The organism is Pseudomonas spirodelae (assembly GCF_034653255.1).
Taxonomy (GTDB): domain Bacteria; phylum Pseudomonadota; class Gammaproteobacteria; order Pseudomonadales; family Pseudomonadaceae; genus Aquipseudomonas; species Aquipseudomonas spirodelae.
Window position 1 is genome coordinate 1 of record NZ_JAYEET010000029.1, and the last position, 16678, is coordinate 16678.

19 protein-coding genes and 1 pseudogene are annotated in these 16678 nt (G+C 56.7%); 15 read left to right on the forward strand and 5 right to left on the reverse strand.

Annotated elements, in window-relative coordinates; translation table 11 throughout:
* Nucleotides 1-666: 666 nt before the first annotated feature.
* Together SOP97_RS09175 and SOP97_RS09180 are read left to right on the forward strand one after the other, a co-directional pair.
* Nucleotides 667-1092 carry an HIT family protein gene (locus SOP97_RS09175; RefSeq protein ID WP_322949033.1) on the forward strand — a complete coding sequence of 142 codons (426 nt, stop codon included), beginning with the start codon at nucleotides 667-669 and terminating at the stop codon, nucleotides 1090-1092.
* Nucleotides 1093-1095: 3 nt separating this feature from the next.
* Complete coding sequence (locus SOP97_RS09180) at nucleotides 1096-1302, forward strand: SlyX family protein (protein ID WP_322949011.1); 207 nt, start codon at nucleotides 1096-1098, stop codon at nucleotides 1300-1302.
* Between the two features lie 50 nt (nucleotides 1303-1352).
* On the opposite strand, the gene SOP97_RS20380 is transcribed toward SOP97_RS09180, so the two are convergent.
* The 5 genes and pseudogenes from SOP97_RS20380 to SOP97_RS09200 all read right to left on the reverse strand — a co-directional run bounded on the left by SOP97_RS20380 (nucleotide 1353) and on the right by SOP97_RS09200 (nucleotide 5177).
* Nucleotides 1353-1577: a cold shock domain-containing protein gene (locus SOP97_RS20380; protein WP_244153932.1), complete on the reverse strand. Its 225-nt coding sequence runs from the start codon at nucleotides 1575-1577 to the stop codon at nucleotides 1353-1355.
* Nucleotides 1578-1634: 57 nt separating this feature from the next.
* Nucleotides 1635-1955: pseudogene (locus SOP97_RS20385) on the reverse strand (cold shock domain-containing protein membrane protein); the annotation flags it as partial.
* Between the two features lie 171 nt (nucleotides 1956-2126).
* Nucleotides 2127-3194 (reverse strand): GGDEF domain-containing protein, encoded by a 1068-nt coding sequence (locus tag SOP97_RS09190; protein WP_322949013.1) that lies wholly within the window; start codon nucleotides 3192-3194, stop codon nucleotides 2127-2129.
* Nucleotides 3195-3407: 213 nt separating this feature from the next.
* The gene (locus SOP97_RS09195; RefSeq protein WP_322949014.1) at nucleotides 3408-3878 is read right to left on the reverse strand and encodes a Dps family protein; all 471 of its coding nucleotides are present in this window, start codon (nucleotides 3876-3878) and stop codon (nucleotides 3408-3410) included.
* Nucleotides 3879-4013: 135 nt separating this feature from the next.
* Nucleotides 4014-5177 (reverse strand): HD domain-containing phosphohydrolase, encoded by a 1164-nt coding sequence (locus tag SOP97_RS09200; RefSeq protein WP_322949015.1) that lies wholly within the window; start codon nucleotides 5175-5177, stop codon nucleotides 4014-4016.
* A gap of 283 nt (nucleotides 5178-5460) precedes the next feature.
* Here SOP97_RS09200 and aspS point away from each other — a divergent pair, with 283 nt between their 5' ends.
* The 13 genes from aspS (at nucleotide 5461) to queE (ending at nucleotide 16677) form a co-directional block, all read left to right on the forward strand.
* Nucleotides 5461-7236, forward strand: coding sequence for an aspartate--tRNA ligase (aspS, locus tag SOP97_RS09205; RefSeq protein ID WP_322949017.1), 1776 nt, complete (start codon nucleotides 5461-5463; stop codon nucleotides 7234-7236).
* Nucleotides 7237-7347: 111 nt separating this feature from the next.
* Nucleotides 7348-8097, forward strand: coding sequence for a YebC/PmpR family DNA-binding transcriptional regulator (locus tag SOP97_RS09210; protein ID WP_322949018.1), 750 nt, complete (start codon nucleotides 7348-7350; stop codon nucleotides 8095-8097).
* 172 nt (nucleotides 8098-8269) lie between these two features.
* Nucleotides 8270-8794, forward strand: coding sequence for a crossover junction endodeoxyribonuclease RuvC (gene ruvC, locus SOP97_RS09215; RefSeq protein WP_322949019.1), 525 nt, complete (start codon nucleotides 8270-8272; stop codon nucleotides 8792-8794).
* Nucleotides 8795-8817: 23 nt separating this feature from the next.
* Nucleotides 8818-9423, forward strand: a complete 606-nt coding sequence (gene ruvA / locus SOP97_RS09220; protein WP_322949020.1) for a Holliday junction branch migration protein RuvA — start codon at nucleotides 8818-8820, stop codon at nucleotides 9421-9423.
* The gene (ruvB, locus tag SOP97_RS09225; protein ID WP_274089316.1) at nucleotides 9423-10475 is read left to right on the forward strand and encodes a Holliday junction branch migration DNA helicase RuvB; all 1053 of its coding nucleotides are present in this window, start codon (nucleotides 9423-9425) and stop codon (nucleotides 10473-10475) included. The genes ruvA and ruvB overlap by 1 nt, the downstream gene beginning before the upstream one ends.
* A 52-nt stretch (nucleotides 10476-10527) precedes the next feature.
* On the forward strand, nucleotides 10528-10980 hold the full coding sequence (gene ybgC / locus SOP97_RS09230; RefSeq protein ID WP_322949021.1) for a tol-pal system-associated acyl-CoA thioesterase: 453 nt from the start codon (nucleotides 10528-10530) through the stop codon (nucleotides 10978-10980).
* A 2-nt stretch (nucleotides 10981-10982) separates the two neighbouring features.
* Complete coding sequence (gene tolQ / locus SOP97_RS09235; protein ID WP_274089314.1) at nucleotides 10983-11678, forward strand: protein TolQ; 696 nt, start codon at nucleotides 10983-10985, stop codon at nucleotides 11676-11678.
* A 34-nt stretch (nucleotides 11679-11712) separates the two neighbouring features.
* Complete coding sequence (gene tolR, locus SOP97_RS09240) at nucleotides 11713-12165, forward strand: protein TolR (protein WP_274089313.1); 453 nt, start codon at nucleotides 11713-11715, stop codon at nucleotides 12163-12165.
* Nucleotides 12165-13157, forward strand: a complete 993-nt coding sequence (gene tolA, locus SOP97_RS09245) for a cell envelope integrity protein TolA (RefSeq protein ID WP_322949022.1) — start codon at nucleotides 12165-12167, stop codon at nucleotides 13155-13157. The genes tolR and tolA overlap by 1 nt, the downstream gene beginning before the upstream one ends.
* Complete coding sequence (tolB, locus tag SOP97_RS09250) at nucleotides 13154-14452, forward strand: Tol-Pal system beta propeller repeat protein TolB (RefSeq protein WP_322949023.1); 1299 nt, start codon at nucleotides 13154-13156, stop codon at nucleotides 14450-14452. Before tolA ends, tolB begins: the two co-directional genes overlap by 4 nt.
* A 66-nt stretch (nucleotides 14453-14518) precedes the next feature.
* A complete protein-coding gene (gene pal / locus SOP97_RS09255; protein ID WP_090237783.1) occupies nucleotides 14519-15016 on the forward strand; it encodes a peptidoglycan-associated lipoprotein Pal in 498 nt (165 codons plus the stop codon).
* Nucleotides 15017-15022: 6 nt separating this feature from the next.
* Nucleotides 15023-15838, forward strand: coding sequence for a tol-pal system protein YbgF (gene ybgF, locus SOP97_RS09260; protein ID WP_322949024.1), 816 nt, complete (start codon nucleotides 15023-15025; stop codon nucleotides 15836-15838).
* A 191-nt stretch (nucleotides 15839-16029) separates the two neighbouring features.
* Nucleotides 16030-16677, forward strand: a complete 648-nt coding sequence (gene queE, locus SOP97_RS09265; RefSeq protein ID WP_322949025.1) for a 7-carboxy-7-deazaguanine synthase QueE — start codon at nucleotides 16030-16032, stop codon at nucleotides 16675-16677.
* The last annotated feature ends 1 nt before the right edge of the window (nucleotide 16678 follow it).

A 16678-nucleotide genomic window follows, 5' to 3' on the forward strand; every position in this document is an offset into this window, starting at 1 on the left:
AACTTGAGGCGCAACACCTCTCGGATTTTACGCATGGATAAACGCTCCACGACGACCTCTTCGCTTCGAAAAAGAGGTCGATGGTAGTGAATAAATCCTGCGTAGCTGCCTGCCTGAAAAGTGTCCGGATGGCCGTGGAATCGGTGTCCGGATGCTCGTGGAGTGAGTGTCCGGATCAGCGTGGAATCACTGTCCGGATGTGCGTGGAATGGGTGTCCGAGTCAGCGTGGAATCCGCACTTGCAGGGGCAGTTTTCTCGGTAGGTTGTGTTGGTTTTTTGTGGGTTTTCAGGCGTTATTTCTATTTTCATAGTCAGCTGAAGGTTTTTTTGATGATTGCATTTCCTCAGGTTTTCATGGGGTTGCAGTAGGGGCGTGGCTGTTTGGCATATGGCTGCTGTGCTGGGATTACCGAAGGGAACAGTTTTGGTGCGCGGGTGTGGGATGGTTCTATTGAGTGCTTTCTAATGGTGCGAGACTTGTGGCGTCTGCACCGTGGATGCTGGAAGCACTGCTTCGGCGTATTCTGCAATGCGGATATTGGCGCTCTACAGCTGGGTTAGTGGTCTGCTGGCTGGCGCGTGTCAGGTGTCGCGGCTGAGTGCTGTTGCTCGGTCTGTCCGAGTATTGTCAAAACACTGTGGGTGGGTTTTTAGGGGTAATAGTGATGTTTGTTTTGGATTCGCGTTTGCAGCAGGACACGCTTTTATTGGGTGACTACCCGTTATGCAGTTTGCTGCTGATGAATGATGTGCAGTACCCGTGGTTTATCTTGGTGCCGCGTCGTGAGGCTGTGAGTGAGTTGTTCCAGTTGGATGCGGTGGATCAGCTGCAGCTCTGGCAGGAAACGAACAGCTTGGCTGAAGTGCTTAAAGACTGTTTTGCAGCGGATAAGATGAATGTCGCTACACTGGGGAATGTGGTCAGTCAGCTGCATATGCATGTCATCGTGCGTCGCCGCAATGACGTTGCTTGGCCCGCGCCTGTATGGGGTAAGTATCCAGCACAGCCTTATAGTGCTGAGCAGTTAGTGGCGCTGAAGGCCCGGTTGCGGCTGATTTTGACTGAAGGTTTTTGTTTTGCTGAGGGCTGATTGGTGGACGTAGAAGAGCGCATCAACGATTTACAAAGTCGCCTGGCCTTTCAAGATGACACGATTCAGGCGCTCAACGATGCGCTGGTGACGCAACAGCGATTGCTTGAGCGGTTGCAGTTGCAGGTGGCTGCATTGATCAAGCGGCAGGAGGAGGTGGGTTCGCAATTCGGCATGGCCGAGGATGAGGCGCCGCCGCCGCATTATTGAGTCTCTAAAACGCAAAAGGCCCGCATGTGCGGGCCTTTTGCGTTTTTGGGTTAGCGTCTTGCAGGCAGTGCGGCGATCACGTCTTCGGCTTGCAGGCCTTTGTCGCGGTGCATGACGGCGAATTCGACCCGCTGGCCTTCTACTAATACGCGGTGGCCTTCACCGCGAATAGCGCGAAAGTGCACAAAAATATCGTCACCCGAGTCGCGGGAGATAAAACCGAAACCCTTCGAGGTGTTGAACCACTTCACGGTGCCCGTTTCGCGGTCGCCCAAGTCGTGCGAGCTCGAAGTGTTACGTGACTTGAGGCGCAGGTTGGTTGCCAGGTGCAGGGCTACGGCGGCGGCAATGATGATCAGGCTAAACAGGCTTGCAGGCTGGTTGGCAATTTCTGCTAGAGGGGCTAGCAGGATCAAGGCTTGTAGCAGGCTGCCAATTACCAGTAGGGCTGAAACCAGGCTCTGCGCTTGATGGCGCAGGCCGGCATGCCAAATCGGCAGTTGCGGAGCAAGTAGAAGGTTAAGCAGGCCGAACAGTGCGAGGCACAGGGCGTCGGGGTGGTTTAAAAGTGACTGTGGTGTGTCGCTGAAGGCTGGAGCAAAAGAAAGTAGCAGGGCGATAGCGCCCGTCAGGAGATGGACAATTTTTAACATGTTCGATTAGCTCGCTCAATTTAAAGGTCAACGGACGGCTGGCTGCGCGTATTTGGCGTTGCAAGGGAGGAGTAGAAGCGCGTGGTACCAGCCGATGTGCCTGCGTGCTGAACCATGGCTGCGATTCAGCGGCACGGGGCGTATTTAACAGTAAAGAGGCGGGGTTCTCAATCAGGCTCTGAGTGCAGTATCGCTTGGGTTGGGGTTTACCTGATTGCGGCCATTACGCTTGGCTTGATAAAGCGCATCATCGGCGCGCGTGAGAAGTGTTTCCAGGGTGTCGCCTTGTTCGGCAAGGGCGAAACCAAAGGAGGCTGTGATGCTGTCGAGTACTTCGTCGGTACGGCGCACCTTGATGCGCAGTGACTGGATTTTCAGGCGCAACTGCTCGGCAAGAGCGTGAGCAGTAGAACTGTCGAAGCAGTCACGCAAGATGATGCAGAACTCCTCACCGCCATAGCGGGCGGCAATGGCGCGCGCAGGGAGGGCGTCGCGTAGTAGTTGACCAACATGCTGCAGTACGCGATCACCCAGGGGGTGCCCGTATTGGTCGTTGAACTGTTTGAAATAGTCGATATCCAGCATCACCAGGGCAACTCCTTCGTGCTCCGTGCTTAGGGCTTGTTCAAGCAGTCGGCTGAAGGCGTTGCGGTTGAATACTTGTGTCAGGTTATCCAGTGTTGCGGCAATGTGGGCGCGTTCGAGTTGACCGCGCAGGGTCTTGATTTCCTGCTGGGCAGCATTCAGTCGATATAGAAATTGGGTTTGCTGATTCTGCATCAGCTGAGTGCTTTCTTGCAGCTCGTTCAAGACGCTAGGCAGGTCGTCGATGATCGGTTCTTGTAGGGCGGCGAGGCCGAGCTTCAGGCTGACTTGATAGTTACTGCTGCCGGTGATGCTGAGTGAAACATCGCCTTCTATGTCGTCGACCAGTTCGATGACTTGTTGTTGCCCAGCGCGCGCTTCTTCGAGTTCGCCATGGATGATGTAGTCACGAAACAGCTTGACTGCGGTTTCCGGAGGAAAGCTGTCAAAGTCTGCGACGGTCTTATCCAGGCGGCGATTAAGTTCCGGCTCAAGTCCTTTGCTGTAGGTGTACCAGAGGGCGTAGTGCACCGGGTTCGGTGGAATGCCATGGCGCATCATCAGGGGGACTGATTTTTTTAGAAGCGCGGCAGCGTCGCGCGTTTCTTCGGGATAAAGCTCTAATATCCCGGGTGCTTTTTTGGGAGCGTTCATGCACATCACTGTGTCAGGGGTCCAATTGGCCAAAGCATAGATCAGCTGTTGTTCATTGCCCAGCAAAAGGCCTGTGGATGCGGGCTTGGTTGCGTTGGGAGTCCAAGGCTGGCAGCTAAATTTGCAGAGCTCGCTACTTAGAAAACAATAAACCTCGAGAAGTGCTCCCGAGGTTTATTGTTTCTGGCTTACGCCAGGCAAGTTTTCGGTTTGTTAAGCGGCTAGCAGGCTGCGCAGCATCCAGGCGGTTTTTTCATGGACTTGCATGCGCTGGGTCAGCAGGTCAGCGGTAGGTTCGTCGCTGACTTTGTCCAGCAGCGGAAAGATGCCGCGGGCTGTGCGTACAACGGCTTCATGGCCTTGAACCAGTAGTTTGATCATGTCTTGTGCATCTGGAACGCCTTCTTCTTCTTTAATAGAGGAGAGGCGAGCGTAGGCTGCATAGGTGCCCGGTGCTGGGAAGCCCAAGGTGCGAATGCGCTCTGCAATATCGTCCACGGCCAGTGCGAGCTCGGTGTATTGGCCTTCAAACATCAAATGCAGGGTGTTGAACATTGGGCCGGTTACGTTCCAATGGAAGTTATGGGTTTTCAGGTACAGCGTGTACGTATCGGCGAGTAAGCGCGACAAGCCCTCAGCGATGGCGGCGCGATCATGTTCGGCAATACCAATATTGATTTCCATACCATTTATCCTCTTATGCGGGGCTGGGCTGTTCTTTGATGGGCAAAGCCTAACATGACGGCTGTTGGGCTTTATCCTGCTTTATATCAATAGAAGTGCTGTTTGGATGATATTGCCGAGCCGGGGTTCAATTTTCTAGCGGCGCGTTATGTGCTCAGCGGTTGGGGCGGTTTCGCTGGTCTGGCGATGCGCCAGTTCTGGATGCTGCTGAAGTGTTTGATTGAAAAGCTCAACCCAGTGAGCACTGAACTGAGTCCCTGCAAGGTTGTTGATTTCGAGAATGGCGCGCAGCAGTGGGCGCTTGTTCAGTGTTTGGTGGGCGCGCTCGTGAGTGCGCGCGTCGAAGGTGTCGACGATGCTAATAATGAGAGCGCCAGGGCTGGTTTCGATTTCTTTCAGGCCTTTGGGGTAGCCACTGCCGTCCGCACGCTCCTGGTGCTGCAAGACAATTTCCGCGGCCGAGTGCCAGCGTGGCATGCGCTTGAGTAGGTCATGGGCGATGCGCGGATGCGATTGCATTCGACGACGTTCTTCATGGGTGAAATTGGCCTCTTTGTGCAGCATGTCCAGCGGCAAGAAGGCCATGCCCACGTCGTGCAGGCAGATGGCTGCGGCCAATTGCGCGGGCTGTTCTGGGGTGCCGCCCAGTTGGTTGATGGCCAGTGCCAGATCGAGCTGGCGTAGCCCGCGGCCTTGCCAGTAGTGCGAGCGACGTTCGCTGGCGTGCATCAAATCGACAAAGAACAGCAGGTCAGCATCAAGCTCGATGCCGTAGCGCTTCAGTAGTTCTGCAACCGCAGGTTGTTCAGTCGTGTGGAGAGTGGCGGCTTCAGAGCTGGGGTCGAGTTGCTGTAGCAGTGCGCTACGGATGCCGGTTTGTTGCTCTGCAGGTATGTGCGCAAGATGGCTGAGTGCCTGAGCAAGGGCCTGGCTCTGGTTGTCGCTAAGTTGTGCCTCGGGGCCGCCGAATGCGTAATGGATAAGCGCTTTGAGATGGTCGAGGGTTAGCAAGAGAATGTCGCCCAGTAAGCTGTCAAAACTTAGCTCGCCCTCGCGCAAGCAAGACAGTACATCCTCCATAGCTTGTGGAACGCTCATCAGCGCATCTAGTCCGACGCAGCCCAGATTGCCTTTGACTGTATGGATCAAGCGAAACAACTCACGCAGACGCTCGTTGTCAGTGGGTGCATGCTCAAGCTCGATCAGTAATTGCTCGCAGCGTTGGAATTGTTCGCTGGACTCCAGGCGAAAGTCATCGAGCAAATCGCTGGATAATTCAGCCAAGTCTGGCCTGCTCATAGGCGTCTCCACTCACCGATAGTCTGAAAGCTGCATGCCTGAGTATAGGAAGGGCTGGCAATAGCGCTTAGGGCGGCGGCTGCACGTGACGGCTTAACCATATATAATCCCGCCCTTTGCCGTGTTTTGTGGGGCCTTGCGGGCGATTGCGTATGCGTCGCCGGTCAGTTACCGCCCATGAAATCAGCGCAATTGCGGGAAAAGGCGCATGCGCCAGCCGGCCAACGAGCGTCGCATTGATTGCGGCCCAACGAATTCAAGACTCAGAGAAGCGATTACCACCATGATGCGCAGCCATTATTGCGGCCAACTGAACGAGAGCCTGGACGGCCAGGAAATCACCCTTTGCGGTTGGGTACATCGCCGCCGTGACCATGGCGGGGTGATTTTCCTCGACATTCGTGACCGTGAAGGTCTGGCTCAGGTGGTGTTCGACCCGGATCGTGCCGAAACCTTTGCAGCGGCTGACAAAGTGCGCAGCGAATATGTGGTGAAAATCACCGGCAAGGTGCGCTTGCGTCCGGCGGGTGCGGGTAATGCCAACATGGCCTCCGGCGCGATTGAAGTGCTGGGTTATGAGTTGGAAGTGCTGAACGAAGCGGAAACTCCGCCGTTCCCACTTAACGAATACACCGATGTCGGCGAAGAAACGCGCCTGCGTTACCGCTTTATCGACCTGCGTCGCCCAGAAATGGCGGCCAAGTTGAAGCTGCGCTCGAGCATCACCAGCAGCATTCGTCGCTACCTCGACGACAACGGCTTCCTCGATGTGGAAACGCCGATTCTTACCCGCGCCACGCCAGAAGGCGCGCGCGATTATCTGGTGCCAAGCCGCACCCACGCTGGCAGCTTCTTCGCACTGCCGCAGTCGCCGCAGCTGTTCAAGCAATTGCTGATGGTCGCGGGCTTCGACCGCTACTACCAGATTGCCAAGTGCTTCCGTGACGAAGACCTGCGTGCCGACCGTCAGCCTGAGTTCACTCAGATCGACATCGAAACCAGCTTCCTCGATGAAGCGGACATCATGGCCATCACCGAGAAGATGATTCGCCAGCTGTTTAAAGAAGTGCTGGATGTTGAATTCGGCGAGTTGCCGCACATGACCCTGGCCGAAGCCATGCGCCGTTATGGTTCGGACAAGCCGGACCTGCGTAACCCGCTGGAGCTGGTGGACGTTGCCTATCAGCTCAAGGATGTCGACTTCAAAGTCTTCGCCGGCCCAGCTAACGATGCGAAGTGCCGCGTTACCGCTTTGCGCGTACCAGGCGGGGCGAGCATGCCGCGCAAGCAGATCGACGATTACACCAAGTTCGTCGGCATCTACGGTGCCAAAGGCCTGGCCTACATCAAGGTCAACGAACGCGCTGCTGGCGTTGAAGGTCTGCAGTCGCCGATCGTTAAGAACATCCCGCTGGACAACATCAATGTGATCCTTGATCGCGTCGGTGCGGTCGACGGCGACATCGTGTTCTTCGGCGCTGATAAGGCCAAGATCGTTTCCGAGGCATTGGGCGCGCTGCGTATCAAGCTGGGTCACGACCTCAACCTGCTGACTTGCGAGTGGGCACCGCTGTGGGTTGTTGACTTCCCGATGTTCGAAGAGAACGACGACGGTAGCCTGACTGCCATGCATCACCCGTTCACTGCACCGAAATGCACCCCGGCGGAGCTGGAAGCTAATCCGGCGGCCTCACTGTCGCGCGCCTATGACATGGTGCTTAACGGCACTGAGCTGGGTGGCGGTTCGATTCGTATCCACGATAAGTCGATGCAACAGACGGTGTTCCGCGTGCTGGGCATCAGCGAAGACGAGCAGCAGGAGAAGTTCGGCTTCCTCCTCGATGCCCTGAAGTTCGGTGCGCCGCCTCACGGTGGTTTGGCCTTCGGTCTGGATCGCCTGGTGATGCTGATGACCGGTGCGCAGTCGATTCGCGAAGTGATTGCCTTCCCGAAAACCCAAAGCGCGGCCTGTGTCATGACGCAGGCGCCGGGTGAGGTGGATAACAAGTCGTTGCGCGAGTTGCACATTCGTCTGCGCGAACAGCCGAAAGCGGAATAAAGCATCACAAGAAGCCTGGTTTTCCAGGCTTCTTCTTTATGGCTGGGCGCAGCGGCTGAACTGCTTCAGCGGCTGCACTCGATATTGAATCTGAAGCAAACGGAGTGAGTTATGGCTGGTCATTCCAAGTGGGCCAACATCAAGCACCGCAAAGGGCGTCAGGATGCCAAGCGCGGCAAGATTTTCACCAAAATCATTCGTGAGCTGACCGTTGCGGCCAAGCACGGCGGACCAGTGCCGGCGGATAACCCACGTCTGCGTCTGGCGGTGGACAAGGCGCTGACCGCCAACATGTCGCGTGATGTCATCGATCGGGCGATTGCGCGTGGCGCCGGTAACAATGACGCCGACAACGTTGCTGAGCTGAGCTATGAAGGCTACGCCGTGGGTGGTGTGGCGATTATCGTTGAGGCCATGACCGACAACCGTAACCGTACGGCTGCGGAAGTACGCCATGCCTTCACTAAGTGTGGCGGCAACCTCGGTACCGATGGCTCGGTGGCCTATATGTTCGACCGCAAAGGCCAGCTCAGCTTCGCACCGGGTGTCGACGAAGATGCGCTGATGGAAGCGGCCCTGGAGGCTGGTGCCGATGACGTGGAGATGGGTGAAGATGGTTCGGCGCTGGTCTCCACCAGTTTTGCTGATTTTCATGCCGTTAACGAGGCGCTCAGTGCTGCAGGCTTTAAGCCTGAGGACGCTGAAATTGCCATGATCCCTTCGATTAGCGCGCCGATTACCGACCTGGATACTGCGCAGAAGGTCATCAAGCTGATCGATATGCTGGAAGACCTCGACGATGTGCAGGAGGTTTACCACAACGCCGAGATTCCTGATGAGCTGATGGAGCAGCTTGGCTGATCGTCCATGGCTTTAGCGAAACCGGAAGGGATTGGGTGAATAACCCAGCGCTTCCGGTTTTTTTATGGGGGCTGGCTGGGTGACGCAAGCCTGGCCGAGCTCTATACTCGCGAACTGGATAAATAGACAGTGTGCCGGCTGAGTTGGCGGGTACCTTGAGTGAGCGCTAGGCATGACCTTGATTCTCGGCATCGACCCGGGTTCGCGCATTACCGGCTACGGCGTGGTGCGCGATAACGGGCGTAATTGCGAATATGTCGCCTCGGGCTGTATTCGTACGGGCAATGGCTCCATGCCGGAGCGTCTGCAGGTGGTGTTTCGCGGCGTGCGCGAGGTGATTGAAACCTACGGGCCGGTCACCATGGGCATCGAGCAGGTGTTTATGGCGCGCAACCCGGACTCCGCGCTTAAGCTCGGTCAGGCGCGTGGCGTGGCCATCGTCGCAGGGATTGAAGCGGGGCTGGATATCGCCGAATACACCGCTACTCAGGTCAAGCAGGCGATTGCCGGCACCGGCGGGGCGGACAAGGAGCAAGTGCAATTGATGGTCATGCACTTACTCAAATTGGTGCAGAAGCCACAGATTGATGCCTCTGATGCCCTGGCAATTGCCTTGTGCCATGCCCATCATCGACAAAGTCTAATTCCTCACGGCCTGGTCGGCGCCAAGCGTCGCGCCGGTCGCCTTCGTTTGTAACGTAATTTTTAAGGAAAGCAGCGGTGATCGGACGTTTGCGCGGCACCCTGGCGGAAAAGCAGCCGCCTCATGTGATTGTTGACATAAATGGTTTGGGTTATGAGTTGGAAGTCCCCATGACCACCCTGTACCGTTTGCCCTCGGTGGGCGAGCCGCTGACGCTGCACATCCATTTGGTGGTGCGTGAAGACGCGCATCTGCTCTATGGTTTTTTTGAGAAGCGTGAGCGCGAGTTGTTTCGTGAGCTCATCCGCCTGAATGGCGTCGGCCCGAAGCTGGCACTGGCCTTGATGTCGGGGCTTGAGGTCGATGAGCTGGTGCGTTGTGTGCAGGCGCAAGACACCTCGGTGTTGGTGAAAATCCCAGGGGTCGGCAAAAAAACCGCGGAGCGTTTGTTGGTTGAGTTGAAGGACCGCTTCAAGGCTTGGGAGACCGTTCCCGGCATGTCGAACTTGGTGGTGGAACCTCGCGCCGGCAGCGCAGTCTCAAGCGCGGAGAATGATGCCGTCAGCGCACTTATTTCGCTCGGCTACAAACCCCAGGAAGCCAGTCGCGCCGTCTCAGCTATTAAGGAAGAAGGTTTGAGCAGTGAAGATATGATTCGTCGAGCCCTTAAGGGAATGGTCTAGTGCTAGAAGCTGATCGTCTGATTACCGCCACCCCCCGCGACCGTGACGAACAGGTCGACCGCGCTATTCGCCCGCTTAAGCTGGCTGAGTACATTGGTCAGCCAAGCGTGCGTGAGCAGATGGAGCTGTTTATCCAGGCTGCCCGTGGGCGCAGTGAAGCGCTCGATCACACCCTGATTTTCGGCCCGCCTGGCCTAGGCAAAACGACCCTGGCCAATATCATCGCTCAGGAAATGAACGTCTCCATCAAAAGCACGTCCGGCCCAGTGCTGGAGCGGCCGGGCGATCTGGCCGCGTTGCTGACCAATCTTGAGCCGGGCGATGTGCTGTTTATCGATGAGATTCATCGTCTTTCGCCGATTGTTGAAGAAGTACTGTACCCGGCGATGGAGGACTTCCAGCTCGACATCATGATTGGTGAGGGCCCTGCAGCGCGTTCGATCAAGCTCGATCTGCCGCCCTTTACCTTGGTCGGTGCCACCACCCGCGCTGGCATGCTGACCAATCCGCTGCGTGATCGTTTCGGTATCGTCCAGCGCTTGGAGTTCTATAACACCGAAGACCTGACCACCATCATCATGCGTTCGGCGGGAATTCTGGGTTTGCCGATTGAGCCGCAGGGTGCATTCGAGATTGCGCGCCGGGCACGCGGTACGCCGCGTATTGCCAACCGCTTGCTGCGCCGGGTGCGTGACTTTGCTGAAGTGCGCGGCCAGGGCGATATCACCCGGTCGATTGCTGATCTTGCGCTGAACTTGCTGGATGTCGATGAGCGGGGGTTCGATCATCAGGATCGGCGCTTGCTGCTGACCATGATTGAGAAGTTCGACGGTGGCCCGGTGGGAGTCGACAACCTGGCGGCAGCCATCAGCGAAGAGCGGCATACCATTGAAGATGTGCTGGAACCTTATCTCATCCAGCAGGGCTACATCATGCGCACCCCGCGTGGACGTGTGGTAACCCGGCATGCTTACCTGCATTTTGGCCTGAATGTACCCAAACGCATGGGCGAACTGCCCGTGGAGCAGCAGGCTGACGGTGCGCTGGAATAAGAAAAAATACTTGCTGTACCCAATTGGCAAGACCGGGAGCTAAGACTAGAGTATGCGCGCGCAAAACGGAGTTCAGCCGTCCACTTTTCGTTGTCGGGTTTATTTCGAAGACACCGACGCAGGCGGCATCGTCTACTACGTCAATTACCTCAAATTTATGGAACGGGCTCGTACCGAACGCCTGCGTGATCTGGGTTTTCTCCAGTCGACGCTGGCCGAGGAGGGCCTGTTGTTTGTTGTGCACTCGGCTGAAGCGCGCTATCACGCGCCAGCCAGGCTCGATGATGAGCTGGTGGTAAGCGCTGAAGTGGTTGAGTTAAACCGTGCCAGCTTGCGTTTTCGTCAGCAAGTCAGGCGGGCAGCGGATGATGTGTTGCTCTGTGAAGGGCAATTTATGGTGGCCTGTGTGCGCGCCGACAATTTAAAACCCCGGGCTATTCCCCCAACTCTGCATACGGCCTTTGCCGGGCAGGGTGGCGCGGGTACATCTAGAGCAGGAGAGTAAGCGTGGAAGCCAACGCCGTTGACCACATGTCTATGTGGAGTCTGATCAGCAACGCCAGTCTGGTGGTGCAATTGGTAATGCTGACGCTGGTGGCCGCATCGGTCACTTCGTGGGTCATGATTTTCCAGCGCACCGCTTTGTTGCGTGCGGCCAAGCGTGCCTTGGACAGTTTTGAAGAGCGCTTCTGGTCGGGTATCGACCTGTCCAAGCTCTATCGCCAGGCAGGCAGCAATCCGGACCCGGATTCCGGGCTTGAGCAAATTTTCCGCGCCGGCTTTAAAGACTTCTCGCGCCTGCGTCAGCAGCCGGGTGTTGACCCGGATGCGGTGATGGATGCCGTAGCACGCGCCATGCGCGTAGCGATCTCGCGCGAAGAAGAAAAGTTGGAGCAGAGTCTGCCGTTCTTGGCCACTGTGGGGTCGACCAGCCCGTATATCGGCCTGTTCGGTACTGTGTGGGGGATCATGAACTCCTTCCGCGGCTTGGCCCAAGTGCAGCAGGCCACCCTGGCCACTGTAGCGCCGGGTATTGCTGAAGCGCTGATTGCCACTGCAATTGGTTTGTTTGCGGCGATCCCAGCAGTAATTGCCTACAACCGTTTTGCTGCGCGCGGCGAAATGTTGATCGGCCGTTATTACACCTTCGCTGACGAGTTCCAGGCGATTTTGCACCGCAAAGTGCACACCAGCGACGACTAAGCCTTAGGCATTCTCAATACAGGTTTTTCAAGCCATGGCCAGAATTCGCAACAGACGCAAGCCCGTCGCCGAGATGAACGTGGTGCCTTACATCGATGTGATGTTGGTGCTGCTGGTGATCTTTATGGTGACCGCGCCGATGCTCAATCAAGGGGTTAAGGTTGACCTGCCGAAAGTCAGCAGCGAGGCCTTGCCGCAAGACAACAATGCCCAGGTGCTGACTATTTCGATCAAGGCCGATAAAACCTACTACTGGAATATGGGCACCGAGGTCGATGTCGACACCGTGCAGGACAAAGCGCTGACGCTGGAAGAGATGACTCGCGCGGTAACCGCAATCATTAATCAGAGCCGTGCCACGGGTAAGCAGGTCCAGGTGTTCGTGCGTGGCGATAAAACCGTCGATTACGGCACGGTGATGGCGGCCATGGGTGGCTTGCAGCAGGCTGACGTGGGTAACGTCGGGCTGATTACCGAGGCCCCCTGATGCAATACCAGCGCGAGCGTTCGTCCTCGGAAAGTCTGTTTTGGCCTGTGGTCTGGGCAGTGGCGCTGCACGTCATCATGTTTGCCATGCTGTTTGTCAGCTTCGCTTTTGCCCCGGATCTACCGCCGGCCAAGCCGGTGGTGCAGGCAACCTTGTACAAGCTGCAATCGCAGAGTCAGGCCACCACCCAGACCAACCAGAAAATAGCCGGTGAGACGAAAAAGACCACTGCACCTGTGTACGAAACCGAACAGCTTGAGCAGAAAAAAGCGGAGCAAGAGAAAGTAGCGGCCAAGGCAGCGGAACAAAAGAAGGCGCAAGAGGCTCAGAAAGCCCAAGACGCTAAAAAAGCCGACGCCGAGAAGAAGTCTGCTGAGGCGAAAAAAGCAGCAGAGCAAAAGAAACTGGCTGACGTAGCAAAAAAGAAAGCCGCTGACGAAGCTGCCAAGAAGAAGGCTGCTGAAGACGCTAAGAAGAAAGCAGCCGAAGACGCCAAAAAGAAAGCGGCAGAAGAGGCGAAGAAAAAAGCGGCCGCTGAAGCCGCGAAGAAGAAAACAGCTGACGACGCCAAGAAGAAAGCAGCGGAGGCGGCGCAGCGAAAGGCCGTAGAAGACAAAAAGGCTGCCGCACTGGCCGAGTTGCTGTCCGAGGATGTCGGTCGTCAGCAGGCTATGGCTGACACTGTTGGTGATGAAGTGGCCGGCAGTTTGGATGATTTAATTGTCATGCTGGTGAGTCAGCAGTGGCGGCGCCCGCCTTCTGCGCGCAATGGCATGAGTGTAGAAGTCCTGATCGAAATGTTGCCCGATGGCACCATTACCAATGCTAGCGTGACGCGCTCAAGTGGCGATTCACCTTTTGATAACTCGGCCGTGCAAGCGGTGCGTAACGTCGGTCGTATCGCTGAAATGCAACAGCTGGACCGCGCCACTTTTGATCGCCTTTACCGGCAGCGTCGCGCTGTCTTTAAACCGGAGGACTTAGGTCTGTGAATACCCTGATGCGTATTGTTCTGCTCGGTCTGACCCTAGTGGTTGGCACCGTTCAGGCCGCTGATCCGCTGGTGATCAGCAGTGGCACCGACCGTGCTACACCCATCGCTGTTGTGCCTTTTGGCTGGCAGGGTGGCAGCGTGTTGCCCGAGGATATGGCTGAAATTATCGGCAATGACCTACGCAACTCGGGCGTGTTCGAGTCGATCCCGCGGCAAAATATGATCAGCCTGCCGACTCAGGCGGCCGAAGTCATCTACCGCGACTGGCAGGCGCTCGGTGCGCAGTACGTGCTAGTGGGCAGTATTGTGCCAAGCGGCGGTCGCCTGCAGATTCAGTTTGCGTTGTTCAACGTGACCACTCAGCAGCAAGTCATGACCGGCAGTGTCGGCGGTGGTGTTGATCAGCTGCGTGATATGGCGCACCACATTGCTGATCAGTCTTACGAGAAACTCACCGGTGTGAAAGGCGCGTTTTCCACGCGCATGCTTTATGTGACTGCCGAGCGCTTTGCGGTCAACAACACCCGTTATACCTTGCAGCGCTCTGACTATGACGGCGCGCGTGCAGTGACCTTGCTGCAGTCGCGTGAGCCGATTCTATCGCCGTCGTTTGCCCCGGACGGTCGGCGGATTGCCTATGTGTCGTTTGAACAGAAGCGTCCGCGGATCTTCGTGCAGCACATTGATACCGGTCGGCGTGAGCAGGTCACCAATTTTGAAGGCCTTAATGGCGCGCCGGCGTGGTCGCCGGATGGCAATCGCCTAGCATTTGTACTGTCTAAAGACGGCAACCCGGAAATCTATGTGATGGATATGGGCACTCGGCAATTGCGCCGGGTAACCAACCAAGCCTCTATCGATACCGAGCCTTTCTGGGGCAAGGATGGCCAGACGCTGTACTTCACATCGGATCGTTCCGGTAAGCCACAAATCTACAAAACCAACATCAACAGTGGTGCGGCTGAGCGTGTGACCTTTATTGGTAACTACAACGCAAATCCGAAGCTGTCTGCTGATGAGAAAACCCTGGTTATGATTCACCGCCAGGATGGTTACACCGTGTTCAAGGTGGCTGCACAAGACCTGCAGCGCGGCAATTTGCGCATTCTTTCAGACACCAGTTTGGATGAGTCGCCCACTGTTGCGCCCAACGGCACCATGGTAGTCTACGCCACCCGCCAGCAGGGCCGGGGAGTCTTGGTTTTAGCGTCCACCAATGGACGTGTGAGGCTCCCTCTTCCTACCGCTCAAGGCGAAGTTCGAGAGCCTTCTTGGTCCCCTTACCTGAACTGATGCGGCGCTATACCGTTGTTGTTTGAAACATTGCTTAACACACTGGGGTTCATTAGGAGCTATATGATGGAAATGCTGAAATTTGGTAAGTTCGCTGCACTGGGTTTGGCTCTCGCCGTGGCTGTAGGTTGTTCCTCTAAAGGCGGTGACGCTGCTGGTGAAGGCGCTATCGATCCTAACGCTGGTTACGGTGCCAACACTGGCGCTGTTGATGGCAGCCTGAGCGAAGAAGCAGCTCTGCGCGCTATCACCACCTTCTACTTCGAATACGACAGCTCCGACCTGAAGCCAGAGGCCATGCGCGCTCTGGACGTGCACGCCAAAGACCTGCAAGGCAATGGCGCTCGCGTAGTTCTGGAAGGCCACGCTGACGAGCGCGGTACTCGTGAATACAACATGGCTCTGGGCGAGCGTCGCGCCAAGGCTGTGCAGCGTTACCTGGTACTGCAGGGCGTTTCCCCAGCTCAACTGGAACTGGTTTCCTACGGTGAAGAGCGCGCCATCGCCACTGGTAACGACGAGTCCTCGTGGGCTCAAAACCGTCGCGTCGAACTGCGTAAGTAATTCGATATGCGAACGTGCCGCCGTGCTTTAACCGTTTTGGCGCTCAGCCTGCCGCTTGCGGCGTGGGCTGAGGTTCCCGTGGTGGATAACAATGCCGGTTACGGCAGCAGTTATCCGCCTGCTGGTTACGGTGCGTCCGGCACCTACGCGGGGGCAGGAGCTGCGGCTCCTGTCTCGGCGCAGGGCATGCTGTTCAACCAGTTGCAGCAGATGCAGCAAGAGATCGCGCAGCTGCGCGGTACATTGGAAGAGCAACAGAATGAAATTCAGCGCCTTAAACAAGAAAGCCTGGAGCGTTACCAGGACCTTGATAAGCGTTTGAGTGGTGGTGCAGCAGGTGCTGCAGCCAGCCAGAATTCTTCAGCCACTGGCGCGATCAATGCCAGTGGTACGCCGACCTCGCCAGCAGCGGGGCAGGCTCCGGCCAGTAATGAGCCGGCTGACCCGGCAAAGGAAAAACTGTTCTACGAAGCGGCCTTTGACCTGATTAAGGCCAAGGACTTCGACAAGGCCAGTCAGGCGTTTGCCGCGTTTCTACGCAAGTACCCGAACAGTCAGTACGCCGGTAACGCGCAGTATTGGCTGGGTGAGGTGAACCTGGCGAAGGGCGATCTGCAGGGTGCCGGTCAGGCCTTTGCGCGTGTCAGTCAGGCTTACCCAAGTCATGCCAAGGTGCCGGACTCACTGTTCAAGCTGGCTGATGTCGAGCAACGCCTAGGCAATAGCGACAAGGCCAAGGGTATTCTGCAGCAGGTTATTGCGCAGTACCCAGGCAGCTCTGCCGCCCAGCTGGCGCAGCGTGATTTGCAGCGCTTGCCGTAAAGCGGGATGAGTCACAACTAAGCCCGCGCCCTGCGCGGTTTTTTTATGGCCTGCAAACCTTGGCGACCACCCTCCGAGCCGTTGCTGCGCGTCGTTAAAAATTTCTCCTGGAATTTTTTTCATATACAATCCGCGCCCCTTTCCCGCAACGGAGGCGGACAGCCTGTTTAGCTGTTACGCCCGTGGCTGATATGCAAGATACCCTGCGCATTACCGAGATTTTCTACTCGCTGCAGGGCGAGACGCGCACCGCCGGCTTGCCGACTGTGTTCGTTCGCCTGACCGGCTGTCCTTTACGTTGCCAATACTGCGACACCGCCTATGCCTTCAGTGGTGGCGAAATGATGTCGCTGGATGCCATTGTCGAGCAGGTTGCCGGCTATAAGCCGCGCTACATCTGCGTGACCGGTGGCGAGCCATTGGCGCAACCCAATTGTATTGCGCTGCTCAAGCGTCTGTGTGATGCCGGCTTTGAGGTGTCGCTGGAGACCAGTGGTGCACTCGATGTGTCGGCGGTTGATCCGCGGGTGAGTAAGGTCCTCGACCTGAAAACCCCGGGCTCGGCCGAGGTGGCGCGTAACCGTTACGAGAATATCGATCTTCTAACGCCCAATGATCAGGTCAAGTTCGTTATCTGCTCGCGTGAGGACTATGACTGGGCGGTGAGCAAGTTGATCCAGTACCGCCTGGCTGAGCGTGTGAGCGAGGTGCTGATGTCGCCGAGTCATCATGAGCTGGAGGCGCGCGCGCTGGCTGAGTGGATCATTGCCGACAACTTGCCTGTGCGCTTGCAGATGCAGTTACACAAGATCCTCTGGAATGATGAGCCGGGACATTGAT